This window comes from Solilutibacter silvestris (genome assembly GCF_002895945.1).
In the GTDB taxonomy this organism is placed as follows: Bacteria; Pseudomonadota; Gammaproteobacteria; order Xanthomonadales; family Xanthomonadaceae; genus Solilutibacter; species Solilutibacter silvestris.
This window is the reverse complement of the sequence record NZ_NPZB01000002.1, coordinates 988,522-1,003,940: the sequence shown is the minus strand read 5'-3', so window position 1 is coordinate 1,003,940 and position 15,419 is coordinate 988,522. Positions and strand designations below refer to the sequence as shown.

Annotated in this window: 15 protein-coding genes; 8 read left to right on the top strand and 7 right to left on the bottom strand. The window is 64.0% G+C overall.

Annotation, left to right across the window (positions count from 1 at the left end; all coding sequences use genetic code 11):
- The first annotated feature begins 31 nt into the window (after positions 1 to 31).
- The 7 genes from zipA to gyrA all read left to right on the top strand — a co-directional run bounded on the left by zipA (position 32) and on the right by gyrA (position 9,535).
- Positions 32 to 739, top strand: a complete 708-nt coding sequence (zipA, locus tag Lysil_RS12215) for a cell division protein ZipA (RefSeq protein ID WP_103075819.1) — start codon at positions 32 to 34, stop codon at positions 737 to 739.
- Positions 733 to 2,826 (top strand): NAD-dependent DNA ligase LigA, encoded by a 2,094-nt coding sequence (gene ligA, locus Lysil_RS12210; RefSeq protein ID WP_103075818.1) that lies wholly within the window; start codon positions 733 to 735, stop codon positions 2,824 to 2,826. The genes zipA and ligA overlap by 7 nt, the downstream gene beginning before the upstream one ends.
- Positions 2,823 to 3,818, top strand: a complete 996-nt coding sequence (gene epmA, locus Lysil_RS12205; RefSeq protein WP_103075817.1) for an EF-P lysine aminoacylase EpmA — start codon at positions 2,823 to 2,825, stop codon at positions 3,816 to 3,818. The genes ligA and epmA overlap by 4 nt, the downstream gene beginning before the upstream one ends.
- A 55-nt stretch (positions 3,819 to 3,873) precedes the next feature.
- The gene (locus Lysil_RS12200) at positions 3,874 to 4,839 is read left to right on the top strand and encodes a DUF3011 domain-containing protein (RefSeq protein WP_103075816.1); all 966 of its coding nucleotides are present in this window, start codon (positions 3,874 to 3,876) and stop codon (positions 4,837 to 4,839) included.
- A gap of 114 nt (positions 4,840 to 4,953) precedes the next feature.
- Entirely contained in the window at positions 4,954 to 5,547 is a 594-nt protein-coding gene (locus tag Lysil_RS12195) for a DUF3011 domain-containing protein (protein WP_103075815.1), read from the top strand.
- 45 nt (positions 5,548 to 5,592) lie between these two features.
- Positions 5,593 to 6,651, top strand: coding sequence for an S-methyl-5-thioribose-1-phosphate isomerase (mtnA, locus tag Lysil_RS12190; protein WP_103075814.1), 1,059 nt, complete (start codon positions 5,593 to 5,595; stop codon positions 6,649 to 6,651).
- A gap of 253 nt (positions 6,652 to 6,904) precedes the next feature.
- Positions 6,905 to 9,535 carry a DNA gyrase subunit A gene (gyrA, locus tag Lysil_RS12185; protein ID WP_103075813.1) on the top strand — a complete coding sequence of 877 codons (2,631 nt, stop codon included), beginning with the start codon at positions 6,905 to 6,907 and terminating at the stop codon, positions 9,533 to 9,535.
- A gap of 46 nt (positions 9,536 to 9,581) precedes the next feature.
- Here gyrA and cysE read toward each other — a convergent pair whose 3' ends face one another.
- From cysE to Lysil_RS12165, 4 genes are all read right to left on the bottom strand, one after another.
- On the bottom strand, positions 9,582 to 10,190 hold the full coding sequence (cysE, locus tag Lysil_RS12180; protein WP_103075812.1) for a serine O-acetyltransferase: 609 nt from the start codon (positions 10,188 to 10,190) through the stop codon (positions 9,582 to 9,584).
- Positions 10,191 to 10,194: 4 nt separating this feature from the next.
- Positions 10,195 to 11,121: a cysteine synthase A gene (gene cysK / locus Lysil_RS12175; RefSeq protein WP_103075811.1), complete on the bottom strand. Its 927-nt coding sequence runs from the start codon at positions 11,119 to 11,121 to the stop codon at positions 10,195 to 10,197.
- A gap of 136 nt (positions 11,122 to 11,257) precedes the next feature.
- Positions 11,258 to 11,857, bottom strand: coding sequence for a ferritin-like domain-containing protein (locus tag Lysil_RS12170; protein WP_103075810.1), 600 nt, complete (start codon positions 11,855 to 11,857; stop codon positions 11,258 to 11,260).
- Between the two features lie 13 nt (positions 11,858 to 11,870).
- Entirely contained in the window at positions 11,871 to 12,368 is a 498-nt protein-coding gene (locus tag Lysil_RS12165) for a peroxiredoxin (RefSeq protein ID WP_103075809.1), read from the bottom strand.
- 147 nt (positions 12,369 to 12,515) lie between these two features.
- Here Lysil_RS12165 and Lysil_RS12160 point away from each other — a divergent pair, with 147 nt between their 5' ends.
- Positions 12,516 to 13,394, top strand: a complete 879-nt coding sequence (locus Lysil_RS12160) for a DnaJ C-terminal domain-containing protein (protein ID WP_103075808.1) — start codon at positions 12,516 to 12,518, stop codon at positions 13,392 to 13,394.
- Here the strand turns inward: Lysil_RS12160 and pilH are convergent, their stop codons facing one another.
- From pilH to Lysil_RS12145, 3 genes are read right to left on the bottom strand one after another with little or no spacing between them, the layout of a single operon-like run.
- A complete protein-coding gene (gene pilH, locus Lysil_RS12155) occupies positions 13,395 to 13,772 on the bottom strand; it encodes a twitching motility response regulator PilH (protein WP_103075807.1) in 378 nt (125 codons plus the stop codon).
- A gap of 37 nt (positions 13,773 to 13,809) precedes the next feature.
- On the bottom strand, positions 13,810 to 14,814 hold the full coding sequence (locus Lysil_RS12150; RefSeq protein ID WP_103075806.1) for a YhdH/YhfP family quinone oxidoreductase: 1,005 nt from the start codon (positions 14,812 to 14,814) through the stop codon (positions 13,810 to 13,812).
- The gene (locus tag Lysil_RS12145) at positions 14,811 to 15,419 is read right to left on the bottom strand and encodes an LOG family protein (protein ID WP_103075805.1); all 609 of its coding nucleotides are present in this window, start codon (positions 15,417 to 15,419) and stop codon (positions 14,811 to 14,813) included. Before Lysil_RS12145 ends, Lysil_RS12150 begins: the two co-directional genes overlap by 4 nt.

Here is a 15,419-nt window from a genome sequence, read left to right as displayed (position 1 = left end):
ACTCATCGGTTGAAGACGGAGAGGAACCGCAATGTCCGATACCTGGTTGCTGCGCACCGGAATCCTTGCCGCCGGCGTGATCCTGATGATCGCCATCATCTGGTTCGGTCGGCCGAAGAAAACAGCACAGGGACGCAAACTGGGCAAATCCGGTGGGGGCTTCGGCGATCGCGCTGAACCGACGCTCGCCGACGTGATGGCTGCTTCCGCGGCTGAAGATGCGGTTGCCCAGGACGAGCTCGACCTCGGCGGCCACGGCGGCGATCTCGGCCGACGCGTCGAAGACAGTTTCGACAAGATCGTCTCGCTGTTCGTGGCGGCGCGTGCCGGCCAGAGTTTCCATGGCCCCGACATCGTGGTTGCGGCAGAGAAGACCGGCCTCACCTTCGGCCACATGAACGTGTTCCATCGCCTGATCGACCGTCATCCCGAGCAGGGACCGGTGTTCAGCGTTGCCAACATCATGAAACCCGGCAGTTTCGACATGGCGCAGATCCAGGCGCTGGAAACCCCGGCGCTGGCGTTCTTCCTGACCTTGCCGGCGCCGGTCAGCGCGCTGGAAGCGTGGGACATGATGTTGCCGACCGCGCAACGGATCGCCGAGCTGCTCGATGGCGTGTTGCTGGACGAGGAGCGCAACGCGCTCGGACGCCAACGCATCCAGCATATCCGCGATGAACTGCGCGCCTACGATCGCCAGCGCGAGGCGCCGCCGCTCAATCGCGGCGACAAATGGTGACGAAAAACGTCGAGCGACACGTCGCCGATTTGCGCCGCCGGATCGAGGCGGCCAACCATCGCTACTACGTCCTCGATGATCCTGATCTGCCCGATGCCGAATGGGATCGCCTGCTGCGCGAATTGCAGGAACTCGAAGCCGCGCATCCCGAACTCGTCACTGCGAATTCGCCAACGCAACGCGTCGGCAGCACGCCCTCGGCGAAATTTTCCGAAGCGCGCCATGCCGTGCCGATGCTGTCGCTGGCCAATGCCTTCAGCGACGAGGAAGTCGGCGAATTCGTCGCGCGCATCGCCAAGGAGACCGGTGATGCCGATCCGGAATTCTCGGTGGAACCGAAACTCGATGGCCTCGCCATCAGCCTGCGCTACGAACATGGCCAGTTCGTGCGCGGCGCGACGCGTGGTGACGGCAGCACCGGCGAGGATGTCACTGCCAACCTGCGCACGATCAAGTCGATTCCATTGACGCTGCAGGGCGATGCGCCTGCCGTGCTCGAAGTGCGCGGCGAAGTGATCCTGCCCAAGGCTGCCTTCGAGAAATACAACGCCTGGGCGCTGGCCAATGGCCACAAGACGCTGGCGAATCCGCGCAATGGCGCCGCCGGTTCGCTGCGCCAGCTCGATCCTAAAATCAGCGCGCAACGGCCGCTGGCGTTCTTCGCCTATGCACTTGGCGAGATCGCGGGCGCGACATTGCCGGCCACCCATTCGCAGACCCTGCAATGGCTGCGCGGGCTCGGCCTCCCGGTCAGCTCCGAGGTGTCGGTAACGCGCGGATTGCAGGGCTTGCTTGATTATTACCGCCGCATCGGAGAACGCCGCGATGCGTTGCCTTACGACATCGACGGCGTGGTCTACAAGCTCGACCGCTTCGACCAGCAACGCGCGATGGGCTTCGTCTCGCGGGCGCCGCGCTGGGCGATTGCGCACAAATTCCCGGCGCAGGAAGCCAGCACCGTGGTCGAATCGATCGAGGTCAACGTCGGTCGCACCGGCGCGGTCACGCCCTGGGTGCTGATGACGCCGGTGCATGTCGGCGGCGTCACCGTCACCCGCGCCACCTTGCACAACGCCGACCAGATCGCGCGGCTCGACGTGCGCGTCGGCGATACTGTCATCGTGCGTCGCGCCGGCGACGTGATCCCGGAAGTGGTGCGGGTGGTGGAGGGCGAGCGTCCGCTCGACAAGAAGGGACAACCGCGGCATCCGGCCTATGTGTTGCCGACCACTTGTCCGGTGTGCGGATCGGCGATCGAGCGCGAGGAGGGCGAAGTGGTCGCGCGTTGCAGCGGTGGCCTGTTCTGCCCGGCGCAGCGGGTGCAGGCGATCTTCCATTTCGCATCGCGCCGGGCGATGGATATCGAAGGCCTCGGCGAACGCTTCGCTGAAGCGCTGGTGGATTTCGACTACGTCCACACCGTTGCCGATCTCTACAAATTGACCGTTGACGATTTCGTCGAGATGAAGCGCCGCGCCGACGAACGCGATGGCACGGTCCCGGAAACGGTCAAGGCCGGCAAGGTCGCGACGCGCTGGGCCGAAAACCTGGTCACCGGGATCGACGCCAGTCGCAATGCCACGCTGGAACGATTGCTGTTTGCGCTCGGCATCCGTGATGTTGGCGAGTCCACCGCCAAGACCTTGGCGCGGCATTTCGGCGCGCTCGATCCGCTGATGGCTGCAGACGAAGATGCGCTGAAACAGGTGCCGGACGTCGGCCCAGTGGTGGCCAGGCACATCGTCCATTTCTTCGCGCAGCCGCATAACCGTGAGGTGATCGGTGCCCTGCGCGAACGCGGCGTGCACTGGCCGGAAGGCGCGCCGAAGCGATCGAGCGAAGGCCCGCTGGCCGGCAAGACCGTGGTGTTGACCGGTGGACTGGCGTCGATGTCGCGCGACGAGGTCGGCGATCGCCTGGAGGCATTGGGCGCGAAAGTCAGCGGCAGCGTGTCGAAGAAAACCGGGATTGTCGTTGCCGGCGAAGCGGCAGGCAGCAAGTTGGCCAAGGCGCAGGAACTCGGCATCGAGATCTGGGACGAAGCGGCGTTGCTGGCCTTCCTCGCGCAACATCCGGCGAATGCATGACAGCGCGCGAACCAGCACCGCAGGAAGCGTGGCGACCAAGCGCATCGGCGCAAGCGATCCGGCTGCGCGCCCGCCTCAACACAACCATCCGCGACTTCTTCGCACAGCGCGATGTGCTGGAAGTGGAAACGCCGATCCTATCGGAAGCCGGTAACACTGCGCCCAACATCGACAGTTTCACCACGGATTTCAGCGGCCATGTCGATGCTGGCGGTCACGAGCGCTGGCTGCGCACCTCGCCCGAGCACGCGCTCAAGCGCCTGTTGTGCGCCGGCATCGGCGATTGCTATGAGCTCGGGCGGGTGTTCCGCAACGGCGAAGCCGGCGGTCGCCACAATCCCGAATTCACCATGCTGGAGTGGTATCGCGTCGGTTGGGATCATCTGCGGCTGATCGATGAAACCGCCGAGTTGGTACGCGCGGCGCTGGCACTGGTCGGGCGCGAGGCCACGCTCGAAATCGTCAGTTATCGTGATCTCTACCAGCGCGAACTCGGCGCCGATCCCTTGCGCGACGATGAAGAGATTCTGCGCAACGCACTCGGCGATATCCGCATCGATCCGCGGGGGCTTGAACGCGACGACTGGCTCGACCTGCTGATGACGCATCGCTTGCAACCGGCGTTCGCGCCCGACCGCATGATCGTGGTGCATGACTGGCCGGCATCGCAGGCAGCGTTGGCGCGCATTCGCGCCGAGGATCCGCCAGTCGCCGAGCGCTTCGAGCTGTACCTTGGGCCGGTGGAACTGGCCAACGGCTACCACGAGCTTCTCGATGCTGGCGAGCAGCGCGCGCGCTTCGATGCCGATATCGCCACGCGCAGGCGACGCAGCCTGGCGGCTCCGGCCATCGATACGCGATTCATTGGTGCGTTGCAGCATGGTATGCCAACCTGCGCCGGAGTCGCGCTGGGCATTGATCGGCTGCTGATGGCCATGCTCGAGACGACGCAGATCCGCGACGTGATTGCCTTCGATTTCGCCCGTGCCTGAACCCGTACACCAGCGTCCTCTCGCCATCTTGCGCGTTGCAAGCTAGATTCTTGGCATGTATTTCGTTCTCGTCATCGCCATGGCCGGCGCCGCCGCCGCAAGCCCAGAGCCTAGGGCGGACTGGCGTTCGTGGTTCAAACGCCATCCCGGCGACGTCGTCGCCTGCGATTCGAAGAACGGCGAGCGTGTCCATTGCGATGCCGATGCCACCAAGGGCGTGACGTTGTCGTTGCAACGATCGAAGACGGAATGCGTGCGTGGGCGCGATTGGGATATCGACGCCAACGGCATCTGGGTCGATCACGGCTGTCGCGCCGATTTCAAACTCGGCGAAACTGCGGCGGCGGCAGGCAATGCGGCCGCGCCGGCGCCTGCTGCGAAACCGGCTGCACCCGTGCTCGCACCTGCGCGCTCTGCGCGGCGCGGATTGGTCGTCTGCGAATCGTGGCAATCGCGCTGGGCGCATTGCGACGCCGATGTCACCCAGACCATTCGCCTGGCACGCCAGCGCAACAACAACGACGCATCGTGCATCCGTTCCCAGACCTGGGGCACCGATGCCACCGGCATCTGGGTCGCGGGAGGTTGTCGCGGTGAATTCCTGGTTGGCGAAATGCCGGTAGCGGCGTCACCGGGGCGAACGATCCGCTGTGAATCCAACAATGGCGGGCGCCAGAGTTGCAGTGTCGATACCGGACGCGGCGTGGCGCTGTCGCGACAGTTGTCCAATCTCGCGTGCACCAGAGGCAAGACCTGGGACTACGACGAGGATGGCGTGTGGGTGACGCGCGGCTGCCGGGCGATCTTCACCATCGACGTCGATCCTGCGCAGGCGGGCCAGGCGGTGCGTTGCGATTCGAACCACGGCAAGGAAAACATCTGCCCGTTGCCAGCTGGCGCGCGCGTGCGGGTGCAGGAACAGCGATCCAATACGCCCTGCGTGGAAGGCAAGAACTGGGAAGTGCGCAGTGATGGCTTGCACGTGAGCCACGGTTGTCGCGCGGATTTCCACGTCCTCTGATATCGGCTGAATGGGTGGCAACACCGGCCAGCACCAACAGGCGTGTTTGGGCTGGCGTTATGGAATCGCGCGTTAGATTCGGAGCGTCTTCCCGACCCTGAACAGGAGCGCGCCATGTCCATGATTCGTCATCTGCCGATGTTCGCCGCGCTCGCTTTCGCCGCGCCCGCCAGCCATGCGCAGTATTCCGGTTATCCCGGCAATGGCGGATACCCAGCGGGGCAGGGCATGGGCATGATCCGCTGCGAATCGATGAACGGCCGCACCAGCCAGTGCCAGGCCGATACCCGTTACGGCATGCGCCTTGCGCGCCAGTTGTCCGACAGCGCCTGCGAAGAAGGGCGCACCTGGGGCGTGAGTCGCGGTGGCATCTGGGTCAGCGGTGGATGTCGTGGCGAGTTCGTGATGGGCGATGACCGATATGGCGGCAATCGTGATTACGGGAACTATGGCTACGGAAATGGCGGTGGCCAGCGCTTCACCTGCGAATCGCGCAAAGGTCACCAGATCTACTGCCCGATTGACGGCGGGCGCGTGCGCCTGGTTCGCCAGATTTCCAGCAGCGACTGCGACGAAGGACGGACCTGGGGACAAGATCGTCGCGGCGTGTGGGTCACGGCCGGCTGTCGCGCCGAGTTCATCACCACTGGTTGGAGCCGGCGCGATGGCGATGACGATCGTGGCGACTGGAATGAACGCAGGCGCTGAGCACGACTGTGCGGAGAAAAGCGCTGGTCGCCTAGAATGGCGATCATGAGCGAAACCTTCGACTACGCACGTTACGACCGCATTCGCCCGATCCGCTGGACGGGTGATGCGCTGGAACTGCTCGATCAGCGCCACTTGCCATTCTCCACGACATACTTGGCGTCGCGCAGCAGCGATGAAGTGGCCGCAGCCATTCGTGCACTGGTGGTGCGTGGCGCGCCGGCGATCGGCATCGCTGCAGCTTGGGGTGTGGTACTCGCTGCACGTGCGATCGATGCAGCCAGTGGCGATGAAGCGCTCGCACGCATGCAGCCTGCACTGGATCGACTCAACGCGGCACGCCCGACGGCGGTGAATCTGGCCTGGGCGCTGGCGCGGATGCGCGCGGCGCTGGCGACGGCGGGTGCGGATTGGCGCGAGGTGCTGGAGCGCGAAGCGAGGGCGATCGAAACGGAAGACCTCGCTGCCAATCACGCGATGGGCACGCTGGGCGCGGCATTGATCGCAGCGGGCAGCGGCGTGCTCACCCATTGCAATACCGGATCGCTAGCGACTGCAGGGTTCGGTACCGCACTCGGCGTGATTCGAGCCGGTGTTGCACAGGGACGAATCGCGCGCGTGTTCGCGGGAGAAACGCGGCCGTGGAACCAGGGTGCACGCCTGACAGTGTGGGAGCTTCAGCAAGACGGCATCGACGCGACATTGATCGCCGATTCCGCTGCCGCGCACCTGATGAAGACTGGCCAGGTGCAATGGGTGATCGTCGGCGCCGATCGCATCTGCGCCAATGGCGATACCGCCAACAAGATCGGAACCTATCAGTTGGCGATCGCGGCGAAGCATCACGGGGTCGGCTTCATGGTGGTGGCGCCGTCGTCGACGGTGGACATGGCGACAGCGCATGGCGACGAGATCGAGATCGAGGAACGCGATTCCGCGGAACTGCTCAGTTTTCGTGATGAACGCACGGTTGCCGAAGGCGTGCGCGCATGGAATCCGGTGTTCGATGTCACGCCGCATGAACTCATCACTGCGATCGTGACCGAGCGTGGCGTGGTGAAGCAGCCGGATGCGGCTTCGATGGCTGCGTTGCTCCGGCGCTGAGCACGCGTTGGTCGCGTGTCGACTCGATGATATTTCCATGCTGCGGAACACCATTCGACTCGTGTACTTGCATGCCATCGAAAATTCGCCATAACTATCTGATTTTTAAAAAGAATTCGACGTGATTTCAGGCGTCATTCATGCTAGAATTCAGCGTCTGAATTGATGCCGCCCGCGGGCGCGCCGGATGCGCCCTGCAAGGCGTGGATTCCAGCGTGGCCGCAGGCGGTTTCCCGAACCCAGCGGAAGCCTGATGACGTCCCAGAACAGCGATCACGCCAAGGAAATCATTCCCGTCAATCTCGAAGACGAGATGCGCCGCAGCTACCTCGATTACGCCATGAGCGTGATCGTCGGGCGCGCGCTCCCGGACGTTCGTGACGGCCTCAAGCCGGTTCATCGCCGCGTGCTGTTCGCGATGCACGAACTCGGTGCGCACAGCAACAAGCCGTACTACAAGTCGGCGCGCATCGTCGGTGACGTGATCGGTAAATACCATCCGCACGGTGACCAATCGGTCTACGACACCCTGGTGCGCATGGCGCAGCCGTTCTCGCTGCGCTACCTGCTGGTGGATGGACAAGGCAACTTCGGTTCCGTCGATGGCGACAGCGCCGCCGCGATGCGTTACACCGAAGCGCGCATGTCCAAGCTCACCCACGAGCTGATGGCTGACATCGACAAGGACACCGTCGAATTCCAGCCCAACTACGACGAGAAGGAACTCGAACCGACGGTGATGCCGACGCGCTTCCCGAACCTGCTGGTCAATGGTTCGGCCGGTATTGCCGTCGGCATGGCGACCAACATCCCGCCGCACAACATGACCGAAGTGATCAATGCCTTGCTGGCGTTGATCGAAACACCGGACATCGATATCGACGGGTTGATGGAATACATCCCCGGCCCGGATTTCCCCACCGCCGGCATCATCAACGGCGTCGGTGGCATCCACCTGGCGTACCGCACCGGTCGTGGCCGCGTACGCATGCGCGCCAAGGCCGATATCGAAGTCGCCGACAATGGCCGCGAAGCGATCATCGTCACCGAGATTCCCTACCAGGTGAACAAGGCGCGGTTGATCGAGAAGATCGCCGAGCTGGTCAAGGAAAAGAAGCTAGAGGGCATCAGCGAGTTGCGCGACGAGTCCGACAAGGACGGCATGCGCATCTACATCGAGATCAAGCGCGGCGAATCGGCAGAGGTGGTGCTCAACAACCTCTATTCGCAGACGCAGATGGAGTCGGTGTTCGGCATCAACATGGTCGCGCTGGTCGATGGCCGCCCGCAGTTGCTCAACCTCAAGCAGATCCTCGTCGCCTTCCTCAAGCATCGCCGCGAAGTGGTCACGCGCCGGACCATCTTCGAGTTGCGCAAGGCCCGCGGCCGCGCCCACATACTCGAAGGCCTGACCGTTGCGCTCGCCAACATCGACGAGATGATCGAGCTGATCAAGACCTCGGCGAATCCGGAAGAAGCGCGCAACAAGATGCTGGCCAAGACCTGGGATCCGGGCATGGTCGGTGCCTTGCTTGGCGCCAGTGGTGCGGAAGCCTCGCGTCCGGAAGACCTGCCGAAGGGCGTTGGCCTGGTCGACAACCGTTACCAGCTCACCGAAGTCCAGGCGCAGCAGATCCTCGACATGCGCCTGCATCGCCTGACCGGGCTGGAGCAGGAAAAGCTGACCGAGGAATACCGCCAACTGCTCGACACCATCCGCGGCCTGATCGAAATCCTCGAGCATCCCGGCGTGCTGATGACAGTGATCCGCAGCGAGCTGGAGAACGTCAAGGAAGAATTCGGTGATGCCCGTCGCAGCGAAATCCGCGCATCGGAAGAAGACCTGGACATCCTCGACCTGATCGCGCCAGAAGACGTGGTGGTCACGCTGTCGCACTCCGGCTATGCCAAGCGCCAGCCGGCGACGACCTATCGTGCGCAGAAGCGTGGTGGCAAGGGTCGCAATGCGGCGGCGACCAAGGACGAGGATTTCATCGACCAGTTGTGGCTGGTCAACACCCACGACACTCTGCTCACGTTCACCAGCCGCGGCCGGGTGTTCTGGCTGCCGGTGTACCAGTTGCCGGATGCCGGCCCGCAGGCGCGCGGCCGTCCGATCATCAACTGGATTCCGCTGGAAGAAGGCGAGAAGGTGCAGGCAGTGTTGCCGGTGCGCGAATACGTGGACGGCAAGTACGTGTTCTTCGCGACCCGCGACGGCACGGTGAAGAAGACCGCGCTGACCGAATTCGCGTTCCGACTGGCGCGCGGCAAGATCGCCATCAACCTCGACGAGGGCGATGCACTGATCGGCGCCGAACTGACCAATGGCGAGCGCGACATCATGTTGTTCGCCAGCAACGGCAAGGCGGTGCGCTTCGATGAAGGCGCGGTGCGTGCGATGGGTCGCACCGCGACCGGCGTGCGCGGCATGAAGCTGGCGCAGGGCGAAGACGTGCGCAGCCTGATCGTGATCGATGGCGACGGCGATATCCTGACGGCGAGCGAACGCGGCTACGGCAAGCGCACCGAAGTAGCCGAATTTCCCAAGAAGGGTCGTGGTACCCAGGGCGTGATCGCGCTCAAGACCACCGAGCGCAATGGTCGTTTGGTCGGTGCGATCCAGCTCAGCGATCACCACGACGTGCTGCTGATTTCCGATGGCGGCACGCTGGTGCGCACACCGGCTGCTGCCATCTCGCAAGTTGGCCGCAATGCCGCAGGCGTGACACTGATCCGCCTGTCGCCGGACGAGAGCCTGCAGGCGATCGAACGCCTTGATGTATCGCTGGATGAAGTCGTCGACGATGCGACGTCTTCGACTGGTGCAGTGGTGATGGAGGACGCCGCGAGCGAGCCACCATCCGCGGGTGCTCCGGACTGACGACTCGGGCGCCGCAAGGCGCCCGTTTCATTTCAGGTCGTTAAGATCAGATCCACATCGCCGGATCGATCAACGGATCGGCGTGTTCTGCGGCCTCGCGGGCATCAGGCACGCGGATGGTCGCCGGCACGCCCACCGCCACGCCATGAGCGGGCACATCGGTCACCACCACCGCATTCGCGCCGATGCGCGCAGCGTTGCCGACGGTGATCGGTCCGAGGATCTTCGCGCCTGCGCCGATCAACACGCCATCGCCAATGGTCGGGTGGCGCTTGATGCGTGCGTTCGCGGTGCCGCCCAAGGTGACGCCGTGGTAGATCAACACGTCGTCGCCGACTTCGGCGGTTTCACCGATCACCACGCCCATGCCGTGGTCGACCACGACGCGACGGCCGATCTTCGCGGCAGGATGGATCTCCACGCCGGTGACCATGCGCGAACCGTAGGCGATCAGTCGCGCCAGCCAGCGCAATGGCGCGATCTGCCACAGGCCATGCGCGATCCGATGCAGCCACAGCGCATGCAAACCCGACGCGGTGAAGAAGGGAATCCACGGCGAAGTGGCCGCGGGATCGCGCGACAGCACCGCCGCGATGTCCTCGTGGATACGGCCGAGCAGGCCGGGAGATGCTCCCGGCGCGTTGTTCGCGGCCATGCGCTCAGTCGAGCAGTTCGGAGAACAGGATGGTGGAGAGATAACGCTCGCCGAAACTCGGGATGATCACCACGATGGTTTTGCCGGCGCTTTCCGGCTGTTGCGCGATCTGGTTGGCGGCGGCGAGTGCAGCACCGGACGAGATGCCAACCAGCAGGCCTTCTTCCTTCGCCGCGCGACGCGCCCATTCCACTGCGGTGTCGGCGTCGATATCGATGATGCCGTCATAGATGGTGCGATCAAGGATCTCGGGAATGAAGTTCGCGCCAAGGCCCTGGATCTTGTGCGGGCCGGGCTGGCCGCCGTTGAGGATCGGCGATTCCGCCGGTTCCACGCCGTAGACCTTCACCGATGGCTTGCGTTCCTTCAACACCTGGCCGACGCCGGTGATGGTGCCCCCGGTGCCGATGCCGGCGATGAAGATGTCGACCTCGCCGTCGGTATCGTTCCAGATTTCCTCGGCGGTGGTCTTGCGATGGATCGCCGGGTTGGCGACGTTGGCGAACTGGCGCGCCAGCACTCCACCGCGTTCCTTCGCGATGGCGTCCGCGCGTTCGACCGCGCCGCGCATGCCTTCGGCGGCGGGCGTCAGGATCAGCTCGGCGCCGTAGGCGCGGAGCAGGGCGCGACGTTCCTTGCTCATCGAATCGGGCATCGTCAGCACGACCTTGTAGCCGCGTGCCGCGCCGACCATCGCCAGCGCGATGCCGGTGTTGCCGGAGGTCGCCTCGATGATCGTGCCGCCCGCTTTCAACTCGCCGCTGGCCACCGCGGCATCGATGATGGCGACGCCGATGCGGTCCTTCACCGATTTCGCCGGGTTGTAGAACTCAAGCTTGGCCAGCACCGTCGCCTTGCTCTGGATGATGCGGTTGATCTTGACCAGCGGCGTGCGGCCAACCAGCTGGGTGACATCGGAATAAATCGTCATGCCCGACCTCGTCAGGAAAGTGATGATGCGATGCTAGGCCACGCGACGTTGCAGGACAACGCCGGGTGGGCGGGTAACGCAGAAGCAGTCGTCATGTCGATATGCCGCTGCGTGATGACGCGCCGTGCAGCTGGCTTCAGTCGCCGATCCAGCCGTTGAGCAGGTCGCGGAAATCATCGGCATGTTCTTCTTCCATCGCCAGAATGCCTTCCAGCATGCGCTTGGTGGTGGTGTCGCGGTCGCCGATCCAGTTGATCAGTTCGCGGTAGCTGTCGATGGCGATGCGCTCGGCGATCAGGTTTTCCTTGACCATGTCGCGCAAGTTCTTGCCTTCCTTGTATTCGGCATGCGAGCGCGCGGTCAGCGTCGCGGGATTCAGGTCGGGCTCGCCGCCAAGCTGCACGATGCGTTCGGCGATCAGGTCGGCATGGCTCTGTTCTTCCTTGGCATGTTCCAGGAATTCCGCCTTCACCGGTTCCGCCAGCATGCCTTCCGCCGAGAAGTAATGGCGCATGTAACGCAGCACGCAGACCCATTCGGTGGCGAGCGCATCGTTGAGCTTCGCGACCAGTTGCTTGCGGTCGATAGTGTAGGTGAAGGTGACCGGTCCCTTGTCCAAACCCTCGCGCGCACGTTTGCGCAAGGTCTGGACGCTGGTGAATCCTTGTTCGTCAGTCGTTGCAGCGGGTTTCGCGGATACAGCATGTTTCTTTGCGGTCTTGGCACTGTGCTTCATGGCAACTCCTGGATCAGGCTGGGGGAAGGGCTGCAATCGTGTCGAGCATCGCTTCGGCGCTGGAAACGCGGAATTCGCCCGGCGCTTCCACTTCGACCGCGCGGGCCACGCCGTTCTCCGCATACAGGGCGAAACGCTTGCCGCGCACGCCCATGCCGAACTTGCTGGCATCCATCTCCAGGCCGAGGGCACGGGTGAAGGCGCCGTTGCCGTCGGCGAGCATGAGCAGCCCGGCGGGAATGTGCTGCGATTCGCCCCAGGCCTGCATCACGAAGGGATCGTTGACCGAGAGGCAATACACCGCGATGCCGCGCTTGGCGAATTCGTCGTGGTGCTGCACGTAACCGGGCAGGTGGCGTTCCGAACAAGTGGGCGTGAACGCGCCGGGCACGCTGAACAGCAGCACGCGCTTGCCGTCGAACAACTGCGAGGTGTCGCTGTCCTGGGCGCCATCCGCAGTGGCAACCTGCAATGGCATGGACGGGATTGGATCGCCGGGCTGGATGGACATGGGTTGGCCTGTCGGGAAAGCGGCAGGGTAGACCCGGGATCGGAAAGATGGCGTTAAGGCGTGCCCGCCACTCGCCGATCGTGCCGATCCATGTTGGAATGTGCGATGTGGCCGTCGCATCGGACGGGCCTGCAGTGCGGAGGTTCAATGCAGTTCAAGGATTACTACGGCATCCTCGGCGTCGAGCCCAATGCCGGCGAGGCGGAAATCAAGTCGGCCTACCGGCGGCTGGCGCGCAAATATCATCCGGACGTCAGCAAGGAGGCTGACGCGGAGGAAAAGTTCAAGGCCGTCAATGAAGCCTACGAAGCGCTGCGCGATCCGCAGAAGCGCACGGCCTACGACCAGTTGCGTTCGCGCGGCTACCGCCCGGGCGACGACGTGCAGCCTCCGGGGGCGGGTGGTGGCGGGTTCCATGGCGCGCCGGGCGATTTCGATTTCGACGAGATCTTCGCCGGCGATGGCCGCGGCGGCGGTGGCTTCAGCGATTTCTTCGAGGAAATGTTCGGGCGTGGTCGCGGTGGTCGCCCCGGCGGTCGCCAGCAGCAGGCCGGCCCGACGCGCGCGCGTTTCAGCGTGCCATTGGAAGCCGTGTACCGTGGCGACAGCGTGCGCATCGGCTTGAACGGGAAATCGCTGGACGTGCGCATTCCCAAGGGCATTCGTCCCGGCCAGATGATCCGCCTTGGTGGACAGGGCGGGCAGGGTGGCGATCTGTTGCTGGAAATCGAATACGCCGCGCACCCCGACTTCGAGGTCGATGGCCGCAATATTCTTTATGTGTTGCCGGTGATGCCGTGGCAGGCGGCGCTGGGCGCCGTCATGAGCGTGCCGACATTGGGCGGCGCGGTCGAGCTGAAGATCCCGGCGGGATCGGATGCCGGCAAGAAGTTGCGCCTGCGCGGTCGCGGCCTGCCCGGACAGGTGCCGGGCGACCAGATCGTCGAAGTCGAAATCCTGGCGCCGGTGCCGCAGAACGCGGCACAAAAGGCGGCCTACGAAGGACTGCGCGAGTCCTTCGGTTGATCAGGCGGCTGCGCCACCCGGCAGCAGCTGCGTCACCACCTCGGACAGCTCCTTCTCGCTGAAGGGCTTGGTGATGTAGGCGCGCGCGCCCTGGCGCATGCCCCACATGCGATCGGTGTCCTGGTCCTTGGTGGTCACCAGCACCACCGGGATGTGGCGCGTGGTTTCTTCGCGGGTGATCGAACGCGTCGCCTGGAAACCATTGAGGTTCGGCATCACCACGTCCATCAGGATGAGGTCTGGCAGCAGGCTTTTGGCGAGTTCGACGCCGGCGGCGCCGTCTTCGGCGGTGCTGCATTGGTGACCGAGTTTTTCGACGACACGACGCAGCCCCAGCAACTGGGAAGGTGAGTCATCGACAACGAGAATGTGAGCCATGGAGATCCCCCTGGGAATGCTGCGATTCTACACAGCTTCAGGCATTTTCCGGAAATTCGACCAGCGTGCGCCCGCGTGATCCACCCGCCAGCATGCGGGCGAAAATCGCCGGCAATCCCGGCAAATTCACGGTCGTTGTGCAGATGACGTCAAGGTTGTCCGGCTTCCAGTCGCTGGCGAGATGCTGCCAGATGGCATCACGGATATTGCGTTCTGTGCCGGCTGACGCAATTCCGAGCAGGGACACGCCGCGAATGATGAACGGCATCACGGTTGTCGGCAATTCCGGGCTGGCGGCGAGTCCGGCACTGGCGACATTGCCATAGGGCGCGGTCTGCGCCAGCAAGCTGGCGAGCATCGATCCGCCGACGTTGTCGAGGCCGCCGCCGAAGCGCACCGACTCCATCGCGCGGGTGGTGGCGAGTGCGTCGCGGCCCAACACGGCGCTTGCGCCCAGCGTACGCAGATAGTCGCCGTGTTCGGGCTTGCCGCTGATGGCGTGGACCTCGAAGCCGGCACGCTTGAAGATCGCGATCGCCAGCGAGCCGACGCCGCCAGTCGCGCCAGTCACGGCGAGCGGACCAAGGCCGGGATGCTGACGGTTGTCGAGCATCCGGTACAAGGCCAATGCTGCGGTGAAACCGGCGGTGCCGAGGATCATCGCTTCGCGCAAGCTGAGCCCGTCCGGCAACGGAATCACCCAGCGCGATTCCAGTCGCGCGTATTCGCCATAGCCGCCATCGCGGCTTTCCGACAGTCCGCAGCCGGTGACGAGGACAGCATCGCCTTCGCGGAACTTCGGATCGCTCGATTGCACCACGTGGCCGGCGACATCGATGCCGCCGTTGAGCGGAAACGTGCGCAGGATTTTTCCTTGCCCCGTTCCGGCCAGCGCATCCTTGAAATTGACCGAGGAATACGCGGTGCGAATCACCACCTCGCCGGGGGAGAGCGCATCGAGCGCGATGCGTTCGACGCCGCTGCGATAACCGTCTGCATCATTGTGGATGCGGAATGCCTCGAACGTCGTTGGAACGTTCATGTCTCCGCCACCGAACGCAATTGGCCGCGGCGTTTTTCGTCCATCCACTTGTCGGCCTGCGCCGGACGGTAATCGCGCATCCACGCCAGCAGCGTGTCGATGTCGTCGCCGTGCCAGAGATCGGTGCGTTGCTCCGGATGCAGGAAGCGCTGATCGACCATGTGATCGAGCATCGTCATCAATGGCGACCAGAAGCCGGCGACATCGAGGAAGGCGCAGGGTTTGTGGCCGAGCCCGAGCTGGCGCCAGGTCAGCATCTCGAACATTTCGTCGAGCGTGCCGAAGCCGCCAGGCAGGGCGATGAAGCCATCGGAGAGTTCGAACATCCGCGCCTTGCGTTCGTGCATCGACGTGACCACTTCCAGTCGCGTCAATCCGCGATGGCCAACTTCCCATCCCATCAATTGCTGCGGGATCACGCCGGTGACTTCGCCGCCAGCATCCAGCACCGCATCGGCGACTATGCCCATCAACCCGACGTTACCGCCGCCATACACAAGCTGCATGTTTTCCGCGGCGATGCGGGTGCCGAGCACGCGTGCGGTTTCGGCGTAACGGGGGTCGGTGCCGCTGTTGGAACCGCAATAGACGCAAATCGATTTCAT

What these genes read in the sequence shown, in the direction of transcription:
- zipA (WP_103075819.1), top strand. Translation starts at nt 32, where the DNA reads ATGTCCGATACCTGGTTGCTGCGCACCGGAATCCTTGCCGCCGGCGTG.
- ligA (WP_103075818.1), top strand. Translation starts at nt 733, where the DNA reads ATGGTGACGAAAAACGTCGAGCGACACGTCGCCGATTTGCGCCGCCGG.
- epmA (WP_103075817.1), top strand. Translation starts at nt 2,823, where the DNA reads ATGACAGCGCGCGAACCAGCACCGCAGGAAGCGTGGCGACCAAGCGCA.
- Lysil_RS12200 (WP_103075816.1), top strand. Translation starts at nt 3,874, where the DNA reads ATGTATTTCGTTCTCGTCATCGCCATGGCCGGCGCCGCCGCCGCAAGC.
- Lysil_RS12195 (WP_103075815.1), top strand. Translation starts at nt 4,954, where the DNA reads ATGTCCATGATTCGTCATCTGCCGATGTTCGCCGCGCTCGCTTTCGCC.
- mtnA (WP_103075814.1), top strand. Translation starts at nt 5,593, where the DNA reads ATGAGCGAAACCTTCGACTACGCACGTTACGACCGCATTCGCCCGATC.
- gyrA (WP_103075813.1), top strand. Translation starts at nt 6,905, where the DNA reads ATGACGTCCCAGAACAGCGATCACGCCAAGGAAATCATTCCCGTCAAT.
- cysE (WP_103075812.1), bottom strand. Translation starts at nt 10,190, where the DNA reads ATGGCCGCGAACAACGCGCCGGGAGCATCTCCCGGCCTGCTCGGCCGT.
- cysK (WP_103075811.1), bottom strand. Translation starts at nt 11,121, where the DNA reads ATGACGATTTATTCCGATGTCACCCAGCTGGTTGGCCGCACGCCGCTG.
- Lysil_RS12170 (WP_103075810.1), bottom strand. Translation starts at nt 11,857, where the DNA reads ATGAAGCACAGTGCCAAGACCGCAAAGAAACATGCTGTATCCGCGAAA.
- Lysil_RS12165 (WP_103075809.1), bottom strand. Translation starts at nt 12,368, where the DNA reads ATGTCCATCCAGCCCGGCGATCCAATCCCGTCCATGCCATTGCAGGTT.
- Lysil_RS12160 (WP_103075808.1), top strand. Translation starts at nt 12,516, where the DNA reads ATGCAGTTCAAGGATTACTACGGCATCCTCGGCGTCGAGCCCAATGCC.
- pilH (WP_103075807.1), bottom strand. Translation starts at nt 13,772, where the DNA reads ATGGCTCACATTCTCGTTGTCGATGACTCACCTTCCCAGTTGCTGGGG.
- Lysil_RS12150 (WP_103075806.1), bottom strand. Translation starts at nt 14,814, where the DNA reads ATGAACGTTCCAACGACGTTCGAGGCATTCCGCATCCACAATGATGCA.
- Lysil_RS12145 (WP_103075805.1), bottom strand. Translation starts at nt 15,419, where the DNA reads ATGAAATCGATTTGCGTCTATTGCGGTTCCAACAGCGGCACCGACCCC.